The organism is Mesorhizobium comanense (assembly GCF_005503535.1).
In the GTDB taxonomy this organism is placed as follows: Bacteria; Pseudomonadota; Alphaproteobacteria; order Rhizobiales; family Rhizobiaceae; genus Mesorhizobium; species Mesorhizobium comanense.
The window spans coordinates 50,261-67,438 of the sequence record NZ_SCNN01000030.1 but is presented as its reverse complement, the minus strand read 5'-3'; the positions used below and the strand labels follow the sequence as shown (position 1 = coordinate 67,438).

Genomic DNA, 17,178 nt, shown 5'->3' with positions numbered 1-17,178 from the left:
GACGGCGATGTCGCCTCGCTTGGCGACACGTTCAACAAGATGCTGCTGGAGCTCAAATCGCAGCGCAACGAGATCCTGTCGGCCAAGGACCTGATCGACGAACGACGGCGCTTTTCCGAGGCCGTGCTTGCCGGCGTCACCGCCGGCGTCATCGGCGTCGATCCCTATGGCACGATCACCATCGTCAACCGTTCGGCCGAGTCGATGCTGGCCATCTCGGCCACGGCGGCCCTTGGACAGAACCTTTCTGGCATTCTGCCGCATGTCGGCCGCGTCTTCGAGATCGGCCGCAAGTCGGGCAAGCCGGTTTACCGCGAGCAGGTGACTTTCTACCGGGCCGGCACGGAGCGCACCTTCAACGTGCAGATCACCGTCGAGGGCGGCGACGACGGTTCGGATGAAAAATCCTATGTCGTGACCGTCGACGACATCACCGACCTGGTCCAGGCGCAACGTTCGTCTGCCTGGGCCGACGTGGCGCGGCGCATTGCGCATGAGATCAAGAATCCGCTGACGCCGATCCAGCTGTCGGCCGAGCGCATAAAACGCCGCTACGGCAAGGTCATCACCGAGGATCGAGAGGTTTTCGACCAGTGCACGGACACGATCATCCGCCAGGTGGAGGATATCGGCCGCATGGTCGACGAATTCTCCGCCTTCGCGCGAATGCCGAAGCCGGAGATGAAGGCGATCGACCTGCGCGAATCTCTGCGCGAGGCCTCGTTCCTGGTCGAGGTCAGCCGTGCCGACATCACCTTCGAGCGGATGTTCGGCAACGAACCGCTCAAGGGGACTTTCGACAGCCGCCTGATGGCGCAGGCTTTCGGCAACGTCATCAAGAATGCCGCCGAGGCCATTGACGGACTGGAACAGAAAGACGGCTTGCACGGCATAATCCGGATTCAAGCAGGCCGTCAGAATGGCGCGATTCGAATCGATGTCATCGACAATGGCAAAGGCCTGCCGCGCGAGAATCGCCAAAGGCTGCTGGAGCCCTATATGACGACGCGAGAGAAGGGGACCGGGCTCGGTCTGGCGATCGTCAAGAAGATCGTGGAGGACCATGGCGGCAAGCTGGAACTTCATGATGCGCCCGCGGATTTCCATGGCGGGCGCGGCGCGATGATCAGCATCATACTGCCGCCAGCGGCAGCCGCGCCACGCGGCGAAAGCAGGCCGGAACACGAAAGAGAAACTGAAAAGGTCGGTAATGGCGTCTGATATCCTGATTGTCGATGACGAGGAAGACATCCGTGAACTCGTCGCGGGCATCCTGAGTGACGAGGGTCACGAAACCCGGACGGCATTCGATGCCGACAGCGCGTTGGCGGCGATCGCCGACCGGGCGCCGAGGCTTATATTCCTCGACATCTGGTTGCAGGGCTCGCGCCTGGACGGCCTGGCCTTGCTCGACGAAATCAAGACCATGCACCCGACCTTGCCGGTGGTGATGATTTCGGGCCACGGCAACATCGAGACCGCGGTGTCGGCCATCCGCCGCGGGGCCTATGACTTCATCGAGAAGCCGTTCAAGGCCGACAGGCTGATCCTGATTGCAGAACGCGCGCTCGAGACCTCGAAATTGCGCCGCGAGGTTTCCGACCTCAAGCAACGCAGCGGTGAAACCTTCGACCTGATCGGCATGTCGTCGGCCATGAGCCAGTTGCGACAGACCATCGAGCGTGTCGCGCCCACCAACAGCCGCGTGATGATCGTCGGCCCCTCCGGCTCGGGCAAGGAACTGGCGGCGCGCGCCATCCATACGCTGTCGTCGCGCAAGGGCGGACCGTTCGTGACGCTGAGCGCCGCCAACATCACGCCCGAACGCATGGAGATCGAACTGTTCGGCACGGAATCGAACGGTGTCGAGCGCAAGGTGGGCGCGCTGGAGGAAGCCCATCGCGGCATCCTCTATATCGACGAAGTGGCCGACATGCCGCGCGAGACGCAAAACAAGATCCTGCGCGTGCTGGTCGAGCAGCAGTTCGAGCGGGTAGGGGGCACCAAGCGGGTCAAGGTCGATGTCCGCATCATCTCCTCGACCTCGCAGAACCTGGAAGCCATGATTGCCGACGGGCGTTTTCGCGAGGATCTCTACCACCGCCTGGCGGTGGTTCCGGTCATGGTGCCGGGACTGGCCGAGCGGCGCGAGGATATTCCCTATCTCGTCGACAATTTCATGAAGCAGATCGCGCGCCAGGCCGGCATCAAGCCGCGCCGCATCGGCGATGATGCGCTGGCTGTGCTGCAGGCACACAACTGGCCGGGCAATGTTCGCCAGCTGCGCAACAATGTGGAGAGGCTGATGATCCTGGCCCGTGGCGATGACGTCGATTCGCCGATCACTGCGGACCTGCTGCCGTCCGAGATCGGCGACGTCATGCCGCGAACGCCGAATCAGTCCGACCAGCACATCATGGCGCTGCCGCTGCGCGAGGCGCGGGAGCAGTTCGAGAAGGACTATCTGATCGCCCAGATCAACCGCTTCGGCGGCAACATCTCCAAGACCGCCGAGTTCATCGGCATGGAGCGCTCGGCGCTGCACCGGAAGCTGAAGTCGCTGGGCGTCTGACCGCCCGGTGGCCCACGCGATTGTCCGTTACCGTCAAGGCGGAATCGCATAAACAGGCCCGAGCAAATCCCTGAGGTGACCAATGCCGCGCATTGCCTATGTGAACGGGCGCTACATCGCTCATGCCGATGCCGCCGTGCATATCGAGGATCGCGGCTATCAGTTCGCCGACGGCGTCTACGAGGTCTGCGAGGTGGCGCGGGGCTTCATCGTCGACATGCCGCGGCATCTGGCCCGGCTCAACCGCTCGCTGACCGAGCTTTCGATCCGCTGGCCGGTCGCACGCAATGTACTGCCGCTGATCCTGCGCGAGGTGGTCAACCGCAACCATGTCGTCAATGGCCTGGTCTACGTCCAGGTGACGCGTGGCGTCGCCAGCCGCGAGTTCGTTTTTCCGTCCGCCGACACCAAGCCGGCCCTTGTGGTGACCGCGCGCAAGGCCGATCCCGCCGCTGGAACGAAGCGGGCCGAGACAGGCATTGCGGTCCTTACCGTGCCGGAGACACGCTGGGACCGGGTCGACATCAAAAGCGTAGGGCTGCTGCCCAACGTGTTGGCCAAACAGAAAGCCAGGGAGGCCGGAGCACAGGAAGCGTGGTTCGTCGACACTGACGGCAACGTCAAGGAAGGCGGCTCTTCCAACGCCTGGATCGTCACGCGCGACGGGGTTCTGGTCACGAGGCCGGCCGATCACGGCATTTTGCGCGGCATTACCCGAACGACCATGTTCGAAGTGGCGGCAAAGCTCGGCCTCAAGATCGAGGAGCGCGGTTTTTCCGTGGCCGAGGCCAAGGCCGCGCGCGAGGCTTTCATCAGCTCGGCGACGACCATCGCCATGCCCGTCGTGTCCATCGACGGCGATCCGGTCGCCAATGGACACCCCGGCTCAATAACACTTTCGTTGCGGCAGGCCTTTTTTGACATTGCGGAAAAAAGTCCAGCCTGATAACCGCACAGGTGGAATGAACATCAATATATCTCGTTCTGCTTGTCGTTACTGACGGCAAGACGGTGTTTGCGCGCTTGACATGTGCCCGACAATTTGGCGCATTGGCATGCAAACCGAAGGGGATCGGCGAAAGACAAGAACAATGGCGGAACGATCGCAAAACCTTCAGGACCTGTTCCTGAATTCAGTTCGCAAGAGCAAGAACCCGCTCACCATCTTCCTGATCAACGGCGTGAAGCTGACCGGCGTGGTCACTTCGTTCGACAATTTCTGTGTGCTGCTGCGCCGTGACGGTCACTCACAGCTCGTCTACAAGCACGCCATTTCCACGATCATGCCGAGCCAGCCGGTTCAGATGTTCGATGGCGAGGAAAGCCAGGGCGCCTGATTGGCACGTGAGAAGGACGCGGACGGCACGGTTCGCGGAAAACCAGCACATCACCCCGGGACGGAAGCCAAGGGTCCGACCCGGGCTATCGTCATTGTGCCCGTCCTTACCCGCCAACCGCGCGTCGAGGACGATACCAGCCGGCCGCGCCTGACGCGGTCCGCCGAGGCGCGTCACGACGAGGCGGTCGGACTTACCCGCGCCATCAACCTGGATCCGATCCACACGGCCGTGGTCACTGTCAACGATCCGCGCCCCGCGACATTGCTCGGTACCGGCAAGATCGAAGAGCTTGCCGAGATCGTCAAAGAGGGACACGCTGAACTGGTCATCGTCGACCATCCGCTGACGCCGGTGCAGCAGCGCAATCTCGAAAAGGAATTCAACGCCAAGGTGCTCGACCGCACCGGGCTTATTCTCGAGATATTTGGCGAGCGCGCCCGCACCAAGGAAGGCACGCTGCAGGTCGAACTCGCTCATCTGAACTACCAGAAGGGGCGTCTGGTTCGCAGCTGGACTCACCTCGAGCGCCAGCGTGGCGGCGCCGGCTTCCTCGGCGGTCCGGGTGAAACCCAGATCGAGTCCGACCGGCGGCAGCTGCAGGAAAAGATCATCAAGCTCAAGCACGAGCTGGAAACAGTCCGCCGCACACGTGACCTGCATCGGGCCAAACGCAAGAAGGTGCCGTTTCCGGTGGTGGCGATCGTCGGCTACACCAATGCCGGCAAATCGACGCTGTTCAACAGGCTGACGGGTGCAGGGGTGCTGGCGCAGGACATGCTGTTCGCCACGCTCGATCCGACGCTGCGGCGCGTGCGCCTTCCGCACGGCACGCCGATCATTCTTTCCGACACGGTCGGCTTCATCTCGGACCTGCCGACGCACCTGATCGCGGCCTTCCGCGCCACGCTGGAAGAGGTTGTCGAGGCCGACCTCGTCATTCACCTGCGCGACATTTCCGATCCCGATACGGCGGCACAGGCCGAGGATGTCGAACGCATCCTGGCCGACCTCGGCGTCGACGCCAGTGATGACAAGCGGGTGATAGAGGTCTGGAACAAGATCGACCGGCTGGACGAAGGCAACAGGAGCCGGCTGCTTGCCGATGCCGCAAACGGCAGCAAGGGGCCGCCGATCGCCGTATCGGCGGTGACCGGCGAGGGGATCGATGCGCTGAAGGCGATCATTGAAACGCGCATGGCGGGCGAGCTCGAGGATCTGACGGTGACGATCGAACCCGCCCAGTTCGGCCTTGTCGACTGGCTTTACCGCAATGGCGACATCGTCTCGCGCACCGACAATGACGACGGCAGCGCCACCATATCGCTCAAGGCGACTGCGAGCGCGCGCGAAGAGATCGAGAGCCGCTTGCGCCGTAAGAACAGCGGCTGAGCAATTCAGGAAAGCTGTCGGCGGTTGTCCGTCCGCAATAGCGCGAGAAGGACCTTACTTCGCGCTCTTTGCTTCCTGCCAGAGGGCTTCCATCTCATCCAGGGTCGCTTCGTCCAGCGTTCGGCCCGCTTTTTCCAAAGCCTGCTCGACATAGTGGAAGCGCGAGCGGAATTTCTCGTTGGTGCCGCTGAGCGCCGCCTCCGAATCGAGCTTCAGATGACGGCCTAGATTGACGACGGCGAACAGCATGTCTCCGAACTCGTCCTTGATCTCGGCGGTTTGGCCCTTGGCCAGAGCCTCGCGCAGTTCGCCTATCTCCTCCTCTATCTTGTCGAGGATAGGGGCCGCTTCGCTCCAGTCGAAGCCGACGCGAGCGGCTTTTTCCTGGAGCTTCAGGGCACGCGTCAAGGCGGGCAGGGCGACCGGAACGCTGTCCAGGAATCCCTTGCCATTGTCTTCGGGGTCGAGGCCGCGCGCCAGGCGGGCTTGCCGCTTCTCGGCCTTCTCCTGCGCCTTGATCTTTTCCCACATGCCCTTGGCCATGCCGGCGCTGCGCGCCGTCTCGTCGCCGAAGACATGGGGATGGCGGCGGATCATTTTCGTCGTGATGGCCTGGACCACGTCGCCGAAGGCGAATTCGTCGGCTTCCTGCGCCATCTGGGCGTGGTAGACGACCTGTAGCAGGAGATCGCCGAGTTCATCGCGCAGGTCGTCGAGATCACCGCGCGCGATCGCGTCGGCCACTTCGTAGGCCTCCTCGATCGTGTAGGGCGCGATGGTCGAGAAATCCTGCTCGATATCCCACGGGCAGCCGGTCTTCGGCTCGCGCAGCGCCGCCATGATCTCGACCAGGCGTGAAATGTCTTTCGAAGGTGTCATGCGGCGATGCTATCGCGCGCCAGACCGCTCGGCCAATACCGCCCGCAGGCGCGAGCGCCTTGTCCACAGTTGAACGGGCCGGATCAGTCCAGAACCGAGACGATCGCCTTGGCGAGGTCGTCCATACCGTCTTCCGGCAGGCCGGCGACGTTGATGCGGCTGTCACCCACCATGTAGACGCCGTGCTCCGCGCGCAGCCGCTCGACCTGCGCTTCCGTCAGGCCAAGCCGCGAGAACATGCCGCGATGACTGGCGACGAAGTCGAAGCGGTCTGAATTGGACTGCCGCCGCAGCGCCTCGGCGAAAGCCACGCGAAGCCTCAGCATGCGCAGCCGCATCTCTTCGAGCTCCGCCTCCCAGTCCGCGCGCAGGGCGTCGTCTTCCAGGACGATGCGCACGGCGGCCGCGCCGTGGTCGGGCGGCATCGAATACATGGCGCGCGCCGCCGACAGCATCTGGCTCATCGCCACGTCGGCTTCGGCGCCGTTCCTGGCCAGGATCATCGCAGCGCCGACACGGTCGCGGTAGACGGCGAAATTCTTCGAACAGCTCGACGCGACGACCATTTCGGGAACTTTCGCCGCCAGAAGTCGAAGGCCGAGCGCATCTGCCTCGAGCCCGTCGCCAAAGCCCTGATAGGCGATGTCGACGAACGGAAGCAGGCCGCGTTCGACGACGAGGTCGGTTACCGCCTCCCACTGCGCGGCGTCCAGGTTGGCGCCGGTCGGGTTATGACAGCAGCCGTGCAGCAGCACCACATCGCCGCGGCTTGCTGTCCGCAGCACCGCCAGCATAGCGTCGAAGCGCACGGTACCCGTGGCCGCGTCGAAATAGGGGTAATCGCGGATCTGCAGGCCGGCCGCGCGCATCACCGGCATGTGGTTCGGCCATGTCGGATCCGACAGCCAGACGGTCGCGTCGGAGCGCGTCCGCTTCAGCAACTCCGCCACCAGCCGCAGCGCGCCGGAACCGCCGGGAGCCTGGGCGGCGCGAATGCGCGCCAGATCGGCGCCCGGCCCAAAGGCGAGCTTTGCCATAACGGTGTTGAAGCCGGTATCGCCGGCAAGACCGAGATAGGTCTTGGTGTCCTGGTTGCTCAGCAGCCGCTTTTCGGCCTCGCGCACCGCGCGCATGACCGGCGTTTTGCCGTCGCGGTCCTTGTATACGCCGACCCCGAGGTCGACCTTGTTGGGACGCGGATCAGCGCGATAGAGGCCTATCAAGGCAAGGATCTTGTCGGCGGGAGCTGGCTGCAGGTCTTCGAACATTACACTGGTTCCGTTGGCGCGGCGGAGTGATACGCAAATAGAGCGGAATGCACCAGCGGTTTTGGTAGCTACCATGCAAAAGGCGGCGTCAACGGTTGACGCCGCCTCGTCGAATCCGGCTTTGTCGCGTTACCGCAAGGCAGTCCGAGCCGACATGGGCCGGCTGGCGAGCAAGCTACGCTCGACCACGGCACCGAAGGCCAGGCCCAGTACCGTCCACAGAACGACATGGATGCCGAGCGAAGCGACGCGGAAGCGCCACAAAAGGTCGGCCGAGAACTTCTCCGGCACCTCGTTGATAGCAGGCAGCGCATACATGGCGATGGCCATGACGACGACAAAAGCCGCTCCGGCGATGATCGATGCGTTCCAGCCGCCGTGCTGTGCCCAAAGCCGCCGTGCCAACGCCACTGCCGCAGTCAGCCCGGCAATGGAGATCACGAGCATGATGAAGAACAGTTCCGTCCGCGACCCGATCGTATCGGGATTGCCGACCGAGGGAGGATTGGCCGGATATTTGAGGTCCGGAACCAGAACGATGGCGACGAAACCGGCAAGCGCCAGCAGGGCTGCGGTTCCGCGCGGTCCAAAACTGCTGACGCGTCCATAGGTGTAGGCGAACACCAGCGAGAACAACCCGCCGATCGACGTTGCATAGACCAGCACACCGGTCAAAAGGCCGAAGCCGGCCTGTGTCGGGCGGCTGACGAGTTCAGGTTCCGGTGCTTCGCCGGCAGCCTGCGCGGTGGCTTCCTCGAAGGCGATGGCGCGGTCGACCTGCGGTTCGCCATAGATCTTGGCAAAGCCGAAGGCGAGAATTCCGGCGAACAGGCCAACCAGCATTCCGCGAAGCAAAAGATTTCCAACCATGTTCGTGATCCCCCAAGTCATGACGCGCGAAAGCCCCTGGCTTTCAACGACGATCAAGCTTCAGACAAATTTATCAGGGCTCCATCCTTGCGGGATGGCGCAAGCCTAGTGACAGGGGAAGCCGAGCAGGTGGCGGCCGTCATGCACCCATTCATGCACATACATGCCTGAGATCATCGAGGTCGCGCCTTCCTCGGCGCCGACGAAATAGATGGCCAGCAGGCAAAGCAGACCGGCGAAAATGGCCCACGGCAAAAGCTCCTTCACCGGGATAGGCAGCGGACCATAGGTTGGTGCAAGGGTCGTATTCGACATGAGGCTCTCCTGGGATACTGCGTCCCGTTGATCAAACCATGAACGGGAGAAGGCCTGACTTCCGGCGAGACACTCGCCGGTCACAGTGGCGCGACCGTGCCGGATTTTCACCGGCTTCCAAACCCGTAACTGTTGGCGAGACTATTCAGCCGGCATTATTGCTGTCAACGAGATGTGAACGACAACACGAGAACGTGTTCGCCTAAAGCAGGTCGGGCGGGCTTCAAAAAACGAGCGAGGATGACTGCTTCATGCACGGACGGCTGACGATGATCTGCAGCGGCATCACGATGGCGACCAAACATGGTGCGTTTCCCGCGGATGAGCCGATCGAAGCGAAGTCGCTGGCGCTGGCCGCTGCGATGCGCGCGACACTGCCGCATGCCGACCGGGTGTGGACCGCGCCGGCGCTTCGCGCCCGACAGACGGCCGAAGCCCTGGCGGTGCAAGCATCCGTGGAGCCCTTGCTGGCGGATCAGGATTTCGGCAGGTGGGCCGGCAGAAGTCTGGAGGGCATACAAGAAGCCGAGCCCGAGGCCGTCGCCGCCTGGATGGCGGATCCGGATGCGGCTCCGCACGGTGGCGAGGCGCTGGCGGATGTCGCGGGCAGGGCATCCCGGCTGCTGGAGGATCTGATCCGTGAGCGCGGCCATACGATCGCGCTGACGCATGCCAGTGTCATCCGCACCGCGATCCTGCATGTTCTGGGCGCGCCACTTGCCGCTAGTCGGAAGATCGATATCGAGCCGCTCAGCATCACCGATTTCCGCAGCGACGGCCGCAGGTGGGTGTTGCGCGCCTGTGGCATACCAGCCAGCGCTTCCGGAGGCCGAACCGGGCCCAGCCGGAAATAATTGGCGTTGTCGGGATTAAAATCCCCACATGCTCCGTAAACAGGGCATGAAACGATCGATGCCACGCTTCGATATTGTCGGCCAGCTCGGACCGCTGCGGCGCTACGCGCGCTCGCTGACGCGCGACGGCTCGGATGCCGAGGATCTGGTGCACGACGCACTGGTGCGCGCCTATGAGCGCCGTGGAACCTTCCGCTCCGGCGGAAACCTGCGCGCGTGGCTCCTGTCCATCGTCCACAACACCTTCATCGATCGCATGCGTTCGCGCCGATCGGAGGCCGCGCGCCTCGAGCAGGCCGGATACCTCTCCGATGGCAGCGCTCCAGCGCCGCAGGAGCATTCGGTTCGTCTTGCCCAGGTGCGCGACGCGTTCTTCAGCCTGCCGGAAGAGCAGCGCTCGGCCCTGCATCTGGTTGCCATCGAGGGGCTTTCCTATCAGCAGGCCGCCAATGCCACAGGCGTGCCGCTGGGAACGCTGATGTCGCGCATCGGCCGGGCGAGGGCGACCCTCCGCCAGATGGAAGAGGCCGCGCCGGCGCGTGGCAGGAATCATCTCAGGATCGTGGGAGACGACTGATGAGTGGCCTTGTCGATCCAGTTACGGACGCAGATTTCGACGCCTATGTCGACGACCAGCTCGACGTCACCCGCCGCATCGAGGTCGAGGCCTTCCTGTCCGCGCGTCCCGAAGCCGCGGCGCGTGTGATGTCGGACCTGAGGACCCGCGACGAGTTGCGTGTGGCGCTGGCGGCCTCCAAGGGCATGGCGCGGCCGGCGACGGCCGATGCCGCGCGACGACTGGAGAGGGGGCTTGCGCGGGGTCGTATCTTCGGCGTGCTGCAGCGCGCCGCCGCAATTGTCGCTTTCGTCAGCGTGGGCTGGCTGGCCAACGGCATCGTCGGCCCGATGTCGGTGACCAAGGTCGTCGCCTCGCCGCAGCCGCCAGCCTATGTGGAAGAGGCGGTGCGGGCACACCGGACGACACTGGTGCGCGAAACCATGTCGTCGCAGACGGAAGCGCCGAATTACAATGCCGGCGAAATCCGCGCCGCGACCGCGATCGTCATGCCGTCGCTGCCGAAGGACTGGAAGGTGCGCGACGTGCAGATCTATCCGTCGCGCTTCGGTCCGAGCGTCGAGATGGCGCTCGACACCAAGGACATGGGCCTGGTGTCGCTTTTCGCCATCCGGCCCGGAAGCTTCGACGTGGTCAAGCCGACCGTGGCGCCCTCGAGCGATATTTCGTCGGCTTACTTCCAGATCGGCGAGGTCGCCTACGCGGTGGTTGCAAAGGGCGGCGTCCACGACCTCGACCGGGCCGCCGAGACGCTTGCCAGAACGCTTTACTGATCGATCCATCAAGGAGAATTGAGATGAATACCCCCAATCTGGGATATCGCGCCGGCACCGGCGCCCAAACCGGCGCCGTCTTCGACGAGGGGCTGCGCCAGCACATGCTGCGCGTCTACAACTACATGGGTCTCGGCCTGGTCGTCACCGGCCTCATCGCCTTCCTGGTGTCGTCGACACCGGCGCTCTATGTCCCGATCTTCTCCAGCCCGCTGAAATATGTCGTGATGCTGGCGCCGCTCGCCTTCGTGCTGCTGTTCTCGTTCAAGATGCAGACCATGTCGGCGGCTAGCGCGCAGGCGATGTTCTGGGCGTTCTGCGCGGTGATGGGCCTTTCGCTGGCTTCGGTGTTCCTGGTCTTCACCGGCACCAGCATCGCGCGCACCTTCTTCATCGCCGCCACCATGTTCGGCGCCACCAGCCTCTACGGCTACACGACCAGGCGCGACCTGACGCAGTTCTCGTCGTTCCTGATCATGGGCCTGATCGGCGTGGTGATCGCCAGCATCGTCAACATCTTCCTCGGCTCGACCGCGCTGCAGTTCGCCATCTCGGTCATCGGCATCGCCGTCTTCATCGGCCTGACCGCCTGGGATACGCAGACGATCAAGGAGCAGTATGCCGAGAATTTCGACGCGGAGTCGCGCCAGAAGCTGGCCGTCTTCGGCGCGTTCTCGCTCTACCTGAACTTCGTCAACATCTTCCAGCTGCTGCTGAATTTCACCGGCGAGCGCGAATAACAAACTCTCCGTTGTGGGCAAGGGCGTGGGCTATCGCCCTTGTTACGGAGAGGTGGCTGGAGGGGAAACCCTCCGGCCACATTTTTCATCGATGCGAAATGTTGCCGGTCCAACCAGGCGCCACCGGGGAAGGGCGCTCAGATAGGGTTTATATTGTCTAGTTTCGAGTCATTACTCACTTGATCGAAATAGATTCTTCTCTAAGATGTAGTTCTTCTCTAGTTGGGGCTTAGAGATTACGCCGACTCAATAAAGTGCCGACTGGGTCGTGAAGATGGGGTTGCACCGGACCTGCGGCGTTTGCCGATAGAGGGCGGTTGTTACGGGGTGGGACAGTCTGAATATGGCCAGGGGGCTCAAGGCCGCGTGGAACATCCGCGCGCTGTTTCAAGGTTGCCGTAGAAGTACGGGGGCGGGGAAATGGCTCGAACGCCTGTTCGTAATCCTCGGTGCCACCTTCCTGACGTTGCCGGCGCGCACGTCGAGCGACAGCGACCGAATCGGTGCGGGCGCGGAGCCGCGATCCTCGAAGCTGTCTGTCCTGGCCGCCCCGGCGGAGTTTCTGGCCGGTCTTGCTTCGCTGTCCGGCAACATCCTGCGCAAGGCGCATGCGGTTGTGCTCGCCTTGTTGGCGATGCTGATCCTTCTCGCGCCGACTGCGGCCAGGGCGGCCGATGGCGACGGCTGCACCTATATCCGGGACAATCCTGCCTATTATGACAATGGCGCCTACGTCGTCTCCGGCAGCCTCGTTACCCACCCGGCTCCTTTTGGGGCTCCAGCCGGTACCGTCAGCTACGCAGCGGGCACCGTTCTCTATTACGCATACTCGGTCTCCGATCCCTCGATTCAAGCCAGGCTGGTCTATTTGCCGCCGAGCGGTCCTGCCGTCGATATCGTTCCCGCCACATCAACTGGCGGCAGCGGATCCTATACCTTGCCAGCGGACGCTCGCATCGTAACACCCTCTGGTACAGTTCCCGGCAGTGGTGGCGGAACCGTGACCTGGACGATTTATTGCGGTGTGCATGCAACCCAGGCCGTTGCTTCAACCACGGGCACGGTGGGCACGGCGGTCAGCTTCACGCCGGTCACGGCCTCTTTCGGCCGCGGAACCTACAGCTATGGGCTGAGCGGCGGCACGCTGCCCGCCGGCCTTTCGTTCAACACCGGCACCGGGGCCATCACCGGTACGCCGACGGCCGCGCTGGCGACCACCACCTTCACCGTCACCGTGACGGACCAGGGATCGGGGTCCGCGTCGCAGACTTTTCAACTCACGGTCAACGCATCCGTGCCCACCGTCACCGCTATCTCGCCGACCTCGGGTCCGACCGGGGGCGGCAACATGGTGACGATCACCGGCACGGGCTTTTCGACGGCGGCCACACCAGGCGCGGTGCTCTTCGGTGCGTCATCCGCCGCAAGCTACACGATTGTCAGCGATACACAGATCACCGCGACGGCTCCCTCGGGCTCGGCGGGTACGGTGGATATCACGGTCACCACCCCCGGCGGCACCAGTGCGACCGGCCAGGCCGATCGCTACACCTATGTCGCGGCGCCGACGATCGGTACGGCGTCGCCGGCGAGCGGCCCGACAGCGGGCGGCACCGGGGTGACGCTGACCGGCACGAACCTGGCCGATGCGACGCTGACGGTGGGTGGCGCATCCGTGACACCGACCAGCAACACCGCGACGACAATAACCTTCACGACACCGGCGCATGCCGCAGGCGCTGTCAGTCTGGTGGTAACGACCGCCGGTGGCTCGGCGTCAACCGGCTTTACCTATGTCGCGCCTCCTGTCGCATCCTCTTTCACGGCACCAGCAGTTGCCTATGGCGCCCCGGGAATGATCGTCAGCCTGGCCGGTCACGTAACCAACAGCCCGACCAGCTATGCGGTGGGCTCGGCGACAACGGCCCAGGGTGGTTCGGTCTCTGTCGATTCCAACGGCCAGGCGACCTATACCGCGCCCTCGCGCTTCCGCGGCAATGACAGCTTCACCTTCACCGCCACCAATCTGGGCGGTACGTCCAGCCCCGCCACGGTCACCGTGCCGGTCGGCAATCCCACGCTCTCGTCGACGCTCGCCGGCAGCGGCACGCGCGGCACCGCGCTCTCGGGCGTGCGGATCGACACCAGTGGCGGCGCGTCGCCTTACACCTGCTCGACCACGCTGGCTTCGGGCGCGCTGCCCGCGGGCACGCAGCTCAACAGCGATTGCACCATCAGCGGTACGCCTGCGGCGAGCGGCAATTTCACCTTCACAACCAATGTGACCGACAGTTCGGTCGGCACCGGGCCCTTCACCCAGGCCACCGGTTCGCTTACGCTTAGCATCGCGGCGCCGGTCATCGGCCTGTCACCGGCCGCCGGAACGCTGCCGGCCGGCACGGTCGGCACCGGCTATTCCCAAAGCTTCACGGCGAGCGGCGGGACGGCGAACTACACCTATGCACGCACCGGCGGCGTCTTGCCCACAGGCCTAACCCTGGCGGGCGATACGGTTTCGGGCACGCCGACGTCAAAGGGCAGCTTCGACTTCGACATCACTGCAACCGATAGTTCGACCGCGGGCAGCGGCGGCCCCTATACCCGAACGGAGAGCTATAGGATCGACATCGGTTTGGGCAGCCAGACGATCAGCTTCGACCCCCTGTCCGATATCTCGCTGTCTTCGACACCGCCGCCGCTCTCGGCCACCGCAAGTTCGGGCCTGACGGTCAGCTTCGCCTCGACCACGCCGACGATCTGCACGGTTTCGGGCACCACGATAACGTTGGTCGACAGGGGCCTCTGCTCGATCACCGCCAGCCAGGCAGGCGACGACGACTGGGGCGCGGCAATCGACGTCGTGCAGAGCTTCACGGTGACACCGGCCAATCTGGTGCTGACGTCGGGCGCCGCGACGGGGCTGACGGTGGGCATGCCCTACAGCCAGACCAATGCGGCCTCGGGCGGTGTCAGCCCCTATACCTATACGCTCCGCGCCGGCGCATTCGTTCCGGGCACAGGCCTCGATTCTGGAACGGGCACGGTTTCGGGCACGCCGACCGTGGCTGGTACGTTCAGCTATATGGTCACGGTTGCCGACAGCCAGGGGCCGCCGGCAACCACGACGACGCCCGTCATCACGGTCACGATCGCCAAGGGCAGTCAAACAATCGGTTTCACCTCCGCCGCGCCGACCGACGCGAGCGTGGGTGGGACGCCCTACATGATAAGCGCCGCATCGAACGCGCCGGCTGGTGCCGGTCTGACAGTGTCCTACTCGCGCGACAGCTCCAGCACCGGTTGCGACCTTACGGGCAACACCGTCACCTTTACCGGTACGGGCACCTGCCGGATCAATGCCGATCAGGCAGGGGATGCCAACTGGAACGCGGCGTCTCAGATCCAGCAGAGCTTCGCGGTTGGCCAGGCCACGCCGACGCTCGCCGTCTCGGCGTCGGACAGCAATCCGGTGCTCGGTTCCCCGGTGACATTGACCGCGGAGTTGACCGGCAGCGCTTCACCAACCGGAATCGTTACCTTCAAGGATGGTTCGACCATGCTCGGAACGGGCACGATTTCCGGCACGACCGCGACCTACTCGACCTCGGCGCTGGCCGTCGGCGCGCATACGATCACCGCCGAATATGCCGGTGACGCCAACAATGCCGCCGCGACGTCCGCCGCCACCACTGTCACGGTCGGCAAGGCCACGCCGGCGCTCGGCGTCTCGGCGTCCGACAGCAACCCGGTCCTCGGCTCCTCTGTGACCTTGACCGCGATGCTGACCGGCGGCGCATCGCCGAGCGGAACCGTCACCTTCAAGGATGGTTCGACCACGCTCGGGACAGGCACGATCTCCGGCACGGCCGCGACCTATACGACCTCGGCGTTGAGCATCGGGGCGCACACGATCACCGCCGAATACATTGGCGACGCCGACAATGCCGCCACGACCTCGGCCGCCGTCACCGTCACGGTCAAGCAAGCCGTGGTCTTCACTTTCTCGCCCGCAGCCGGTGCCTTGAAAGAGGCCATGGCCGGCGAGGACTACAGCCAGCCGATTTCCGCGACAGGCTCGGCAGGCGTGCTGACTTATGATCTCGTCTCCGGCGCACTGCCCGATGGCATGACGCTCCTTCCGTCGGGCGAACTCACTGGTCCGCTCGATGCGGATGCGGAGGTGAGGGGCTACAGCTTCACCATCGAAGTCCGCGATGGCGACGGCGCGACCGGAACCGCAAGCTATACGCTCGATGTCAAGACACGCGGCGTCACCGTCACCGACAAGAGCATCGACGTGTCGGCCGGTGGATCACCCGGCAACGTCAATCTGCAAGCCGGTGCCACCGGCGGTCCCTTCACATCGGCGGATCTGGTTTTCGTGGAGCCGGCCAATGGCGGCACGGCGAGCATCGTCATGGGCGAGTTCGCCGCTCTAGGCCCAACGCCTCTCGGCTGGTATCTCAAGTTTGTGCCGAACCCGACCTATTCGGGCACGGTGAAGGTGGGCTTTACGCTGACCAGCGCGCTCGGCACTTCCAACACCGGCACCGTGACCTACAAGCTCGGCTACGATGCCGCCGAAGTCACGGAGGAAATCGACAGCCTCGTGCACGGCTTCGTTCGCTCGCGCCAGAGCATGATCTCCTCGACAATCAAGGTGCCGGGCCTCCTGGAACGGCGGCGGATGGAAGATGCCACCGACCCGATCACCGCCCGCATGGCGCCTTCGGAGACCGGCGTGACCGGCAGTTTCTCCATGAGCCTGGCGCAATTGGAATCCGCCAGGGACAATGCGGACGGCGCCCTCGGTAGCCATTCCCGGCCATTCAACATCTGGATCGACGGCACGTTCATGCTGCACAATCGCGAGCAGAACGATAACCACTGGGGCAGCTTCGGCATGGTCAGCCTCGGCGCCGACTACCTGCTTTCGGAAAAGGCGCTGTTCGGTCTGTCCTTCCACTACGACCACATGACGGACCCGACGGACGAGGATGCGAAGCTGACCGGCAATGGCTGGCTTGCCGGTCCTTATGCCTCTTTCGAAATTGGCAAGGGCGTGTTCTGGGATACGAGCCTGCTCTACGGCGGCTCGGCCAATGCCATCGACACGGCCTTCTGGGACGGCTCCTTCGACACGAGGCGCTGGATGGTCGACACATCGGTCGCGGGAAGGTGGCAGTTGGACGGGGATACGGTGTTAACCCCGAGGCTCAGGGCTCTCTACTTCTCCGAGCGGGTCGACGACTATTCCGTCAAGAACGCCACCGGCGATACGGTGTCCCTTGAAGGCTTCGACGAGGAACAGTTCCGGGTCAGTCTCGGGGCCGAGGTCGCCCGCTCTTTCCTCCTGGAGAACGACATGGTGCTCGCGCCGAAGCTAGGGCTGACGGGCGGCTTCTCCGGCCTCGACGGTTCCGGTGCCTTCGGTTCAATCTCGGCCGGCCTGTCACTGCAAACCCAGAATGCCTGGACGATCGACCTCGGCCTGTTGCTCAACATCGAGGGTGATGGTCAGAAGTCCGTCGGCGCAAAGGCCGGCGTGAACAACAAGTTCTAGAACTGGGGGTAGGGGCTGGCGATTGCCCAGCCTTCCTT

General features: G+C 63.9%; 14 protein-coding genes and 1 riboswitch. Of the genes, 10 read left to right on the top strand and 4 right to left on the bottom strand.

Annotated features, from left to right (window positions below):
• The 5 genes from FFS37_RS31550 to hflX form a co-directional block, all read left to right on the top strand.
• Positions 1-1,221, top strand: a 1,221-nt coding sequence (locus FFS37_RS31550; RefSeq protein WP_137934863.1) for a sensor histidine kinase, incomplete at its 5' end; no start/stop codon positions are given.
• Positions 1,211-2,572 (top strand): nitrogen assimilation response regulator NtrX, encoded by a 1,362-nt coding sequence (gene ntrX, locus FFS37_RS31545; protein ID WP_137934862.1) that lies wholly within the window; start codon positions 1,211-1,213, stop codon positions 2,570-2,572. The genes FFS37_RS31550 and ntrX, both read left to right, overlap by 11 nt.
• An 82-nt stretch (positions 2,573-2,654) precedes the next feature.
• Positions 2,655-3,518, top strand: a complete 864-nt coding sequence (locus FFS37_RS31540) for a D-amino-acid transaminase (RefSeq protein WP_137934861.1) — start codon at positions 2,655-2,657, stop codon at positions 3,516-3,518.
• 145 nt (positions 3,519-3,663) lie between these two features.
• Entirely contained in the window at positions 3,664-3,909 is a 246-nt protein-coding gene (gene hfq, locus FFS37_RS31535) for an RNA chaperone Hfq (RefSeq protein WP_006202172.1), read from the top strand.
• Positions 3,910-5,301, top strand: a complete 1,392-nt coding sequence (gene hflX / locus FFS37_RS31530) for a GTPase HflX (RefSeq protein ID WP_137934859.1) — start codon at positions 3,910-3,912, stop codon at positions 5,299-5,301.
• A 54-nt stretch (positions 5,302-5,355) separates the two neighbouring features.
• Here hflX and mazG read toward each other — a convergent pair whose 3' ends face one another.
• The 4 genes from mazG to FFS37_RS31510 all read right to left on the bottom strand — a co-directional run bounded on the left by mazG (position 5,356) and on the right by FFS37_RS31510 (position 8,633).
• Positions 5,356-6,180, bottom strand: coding sequence for a nucleoside triphosphate pyrophosphohydrolase (gene mazG, locus FFS37_RS31525; protein ID WP_137934858.1), 825 nt, complete (start codon positions 6,178-6,180; stop codon positions 5,356-5,358).
• Between the two features lie 83 nt (positions 6,181-6,263).
• Entirely contained in the window at positions 6,264-7,448 is a 1,185-nt protein-coding gene (locus FFS37_RS31520) for an amino acid aminotransferase (protein ID WP_137934857.1), read from the bottom strand.
• A gap of 129 nt (positions 7,449-7,577) precedes the next feature.
• Complete coding sequence (locus FFS37_RS31515) at positions 7,578-8,318, bottom strand: CbtA family protein (protein WP_137934856.1); 741 nt, start codon at positions 8,316-8,318, stop codon at positions 7,578-7,580.
• Between the two features lie 105 nt (positions 8,319-8,423).
• Positions 8,424-8,633, bottom strand: coding sequence for a CbtB domain-containing protein (locus FFS37_RS31510; protein ID WP_137934855.1), 210 nt, complete (start codon positions 8,631-8,633; stop codon positions 8,424-8,426).
• 42 nt (positions 8,634-8,675) lie between these two features.
• Positions 8,676-8,760: riboswitch (adenosylcobalamin (AdoCbl) riboswitch) on the bottom strand.
• A gap of 124 nt (positions 8,761-8,884) precedes the next feature.
• On the opposite strand from FFS37_RS31510, the gene FFS37_RS31505 reads away from it, so the two are divergent.
• The 5 genes from FFS37_RS31505 to FFS37_RS31485 all read left to right on the top strand — a co-directional run bounded on the left by FFS37_RS31505 (position 8,885) and on the right by FFS37_RS31485 (position 17,140).
• On the top strand, positions 8,885-9,487 hold the full coding sequence (locus FFS37_RS31505; RefSeq protein WP_137934854.1) for a histidine phosphatase family protein: 603 nt from the start codon (positions 8,885-8,887) through the stop codon (positions 9,485-9,487).
• 46 nt (positions 9,488-9,533) lie between these two features.
• The gene (locus FFS37_RS31500) at positions 9,534-10,064 is read left to right on the top strand and encodes a sigma-70 family RNA polymerase sigma factor (RefSeq protein WP_408631463.1); all 531 of its coding nucleotides are present in this window, start codon (positions 9,534-9,536) and stop codon (positions 10,062-10,064) included.
• Positions 10,064-10,837 (top strand): anti-sigma factor family protein, encoded by a 774-nt coding sequence (locus FFS37_RS31495; RefSeq protein WP_137934852.1) that lies wholly within the window; start codon positions 10,064-10,066, stop codon positions 10,835-10,837. Before FFS37_RS31500 ends, FFS37_RS31495 begins: the two co-directional genes overlap by 1 nt.
• A gap of 23 nt (positions 10,838-10,860) precedes the next feature.
• On the top strand, positions 10,861-11,577 hold the full coding sequence (locus FFS37_RS31490) for a Bax inhibitor-1/YccA family protein (protein ID WP_137934851.1): 717 nt from the start codon (positions 10,861-10,863) through the stop codon (positions 11,575-11,577).
• 343 nt (positions 11,578-11,920) lie between these two features.
• Complete coding sequence (locus tag FFS37_RS31485; RefSeq protein WP_137934850.1) at positions 11,921-17,140, top strand: Ig-like domain repeat protein; 5,220 nt, start codon at positions 11,921-11,923, stop codon at positions 17,138-17,140.
• The last annotated feature ends 38 nt before the right edge of the window (positions 17,141-17,178 follow it).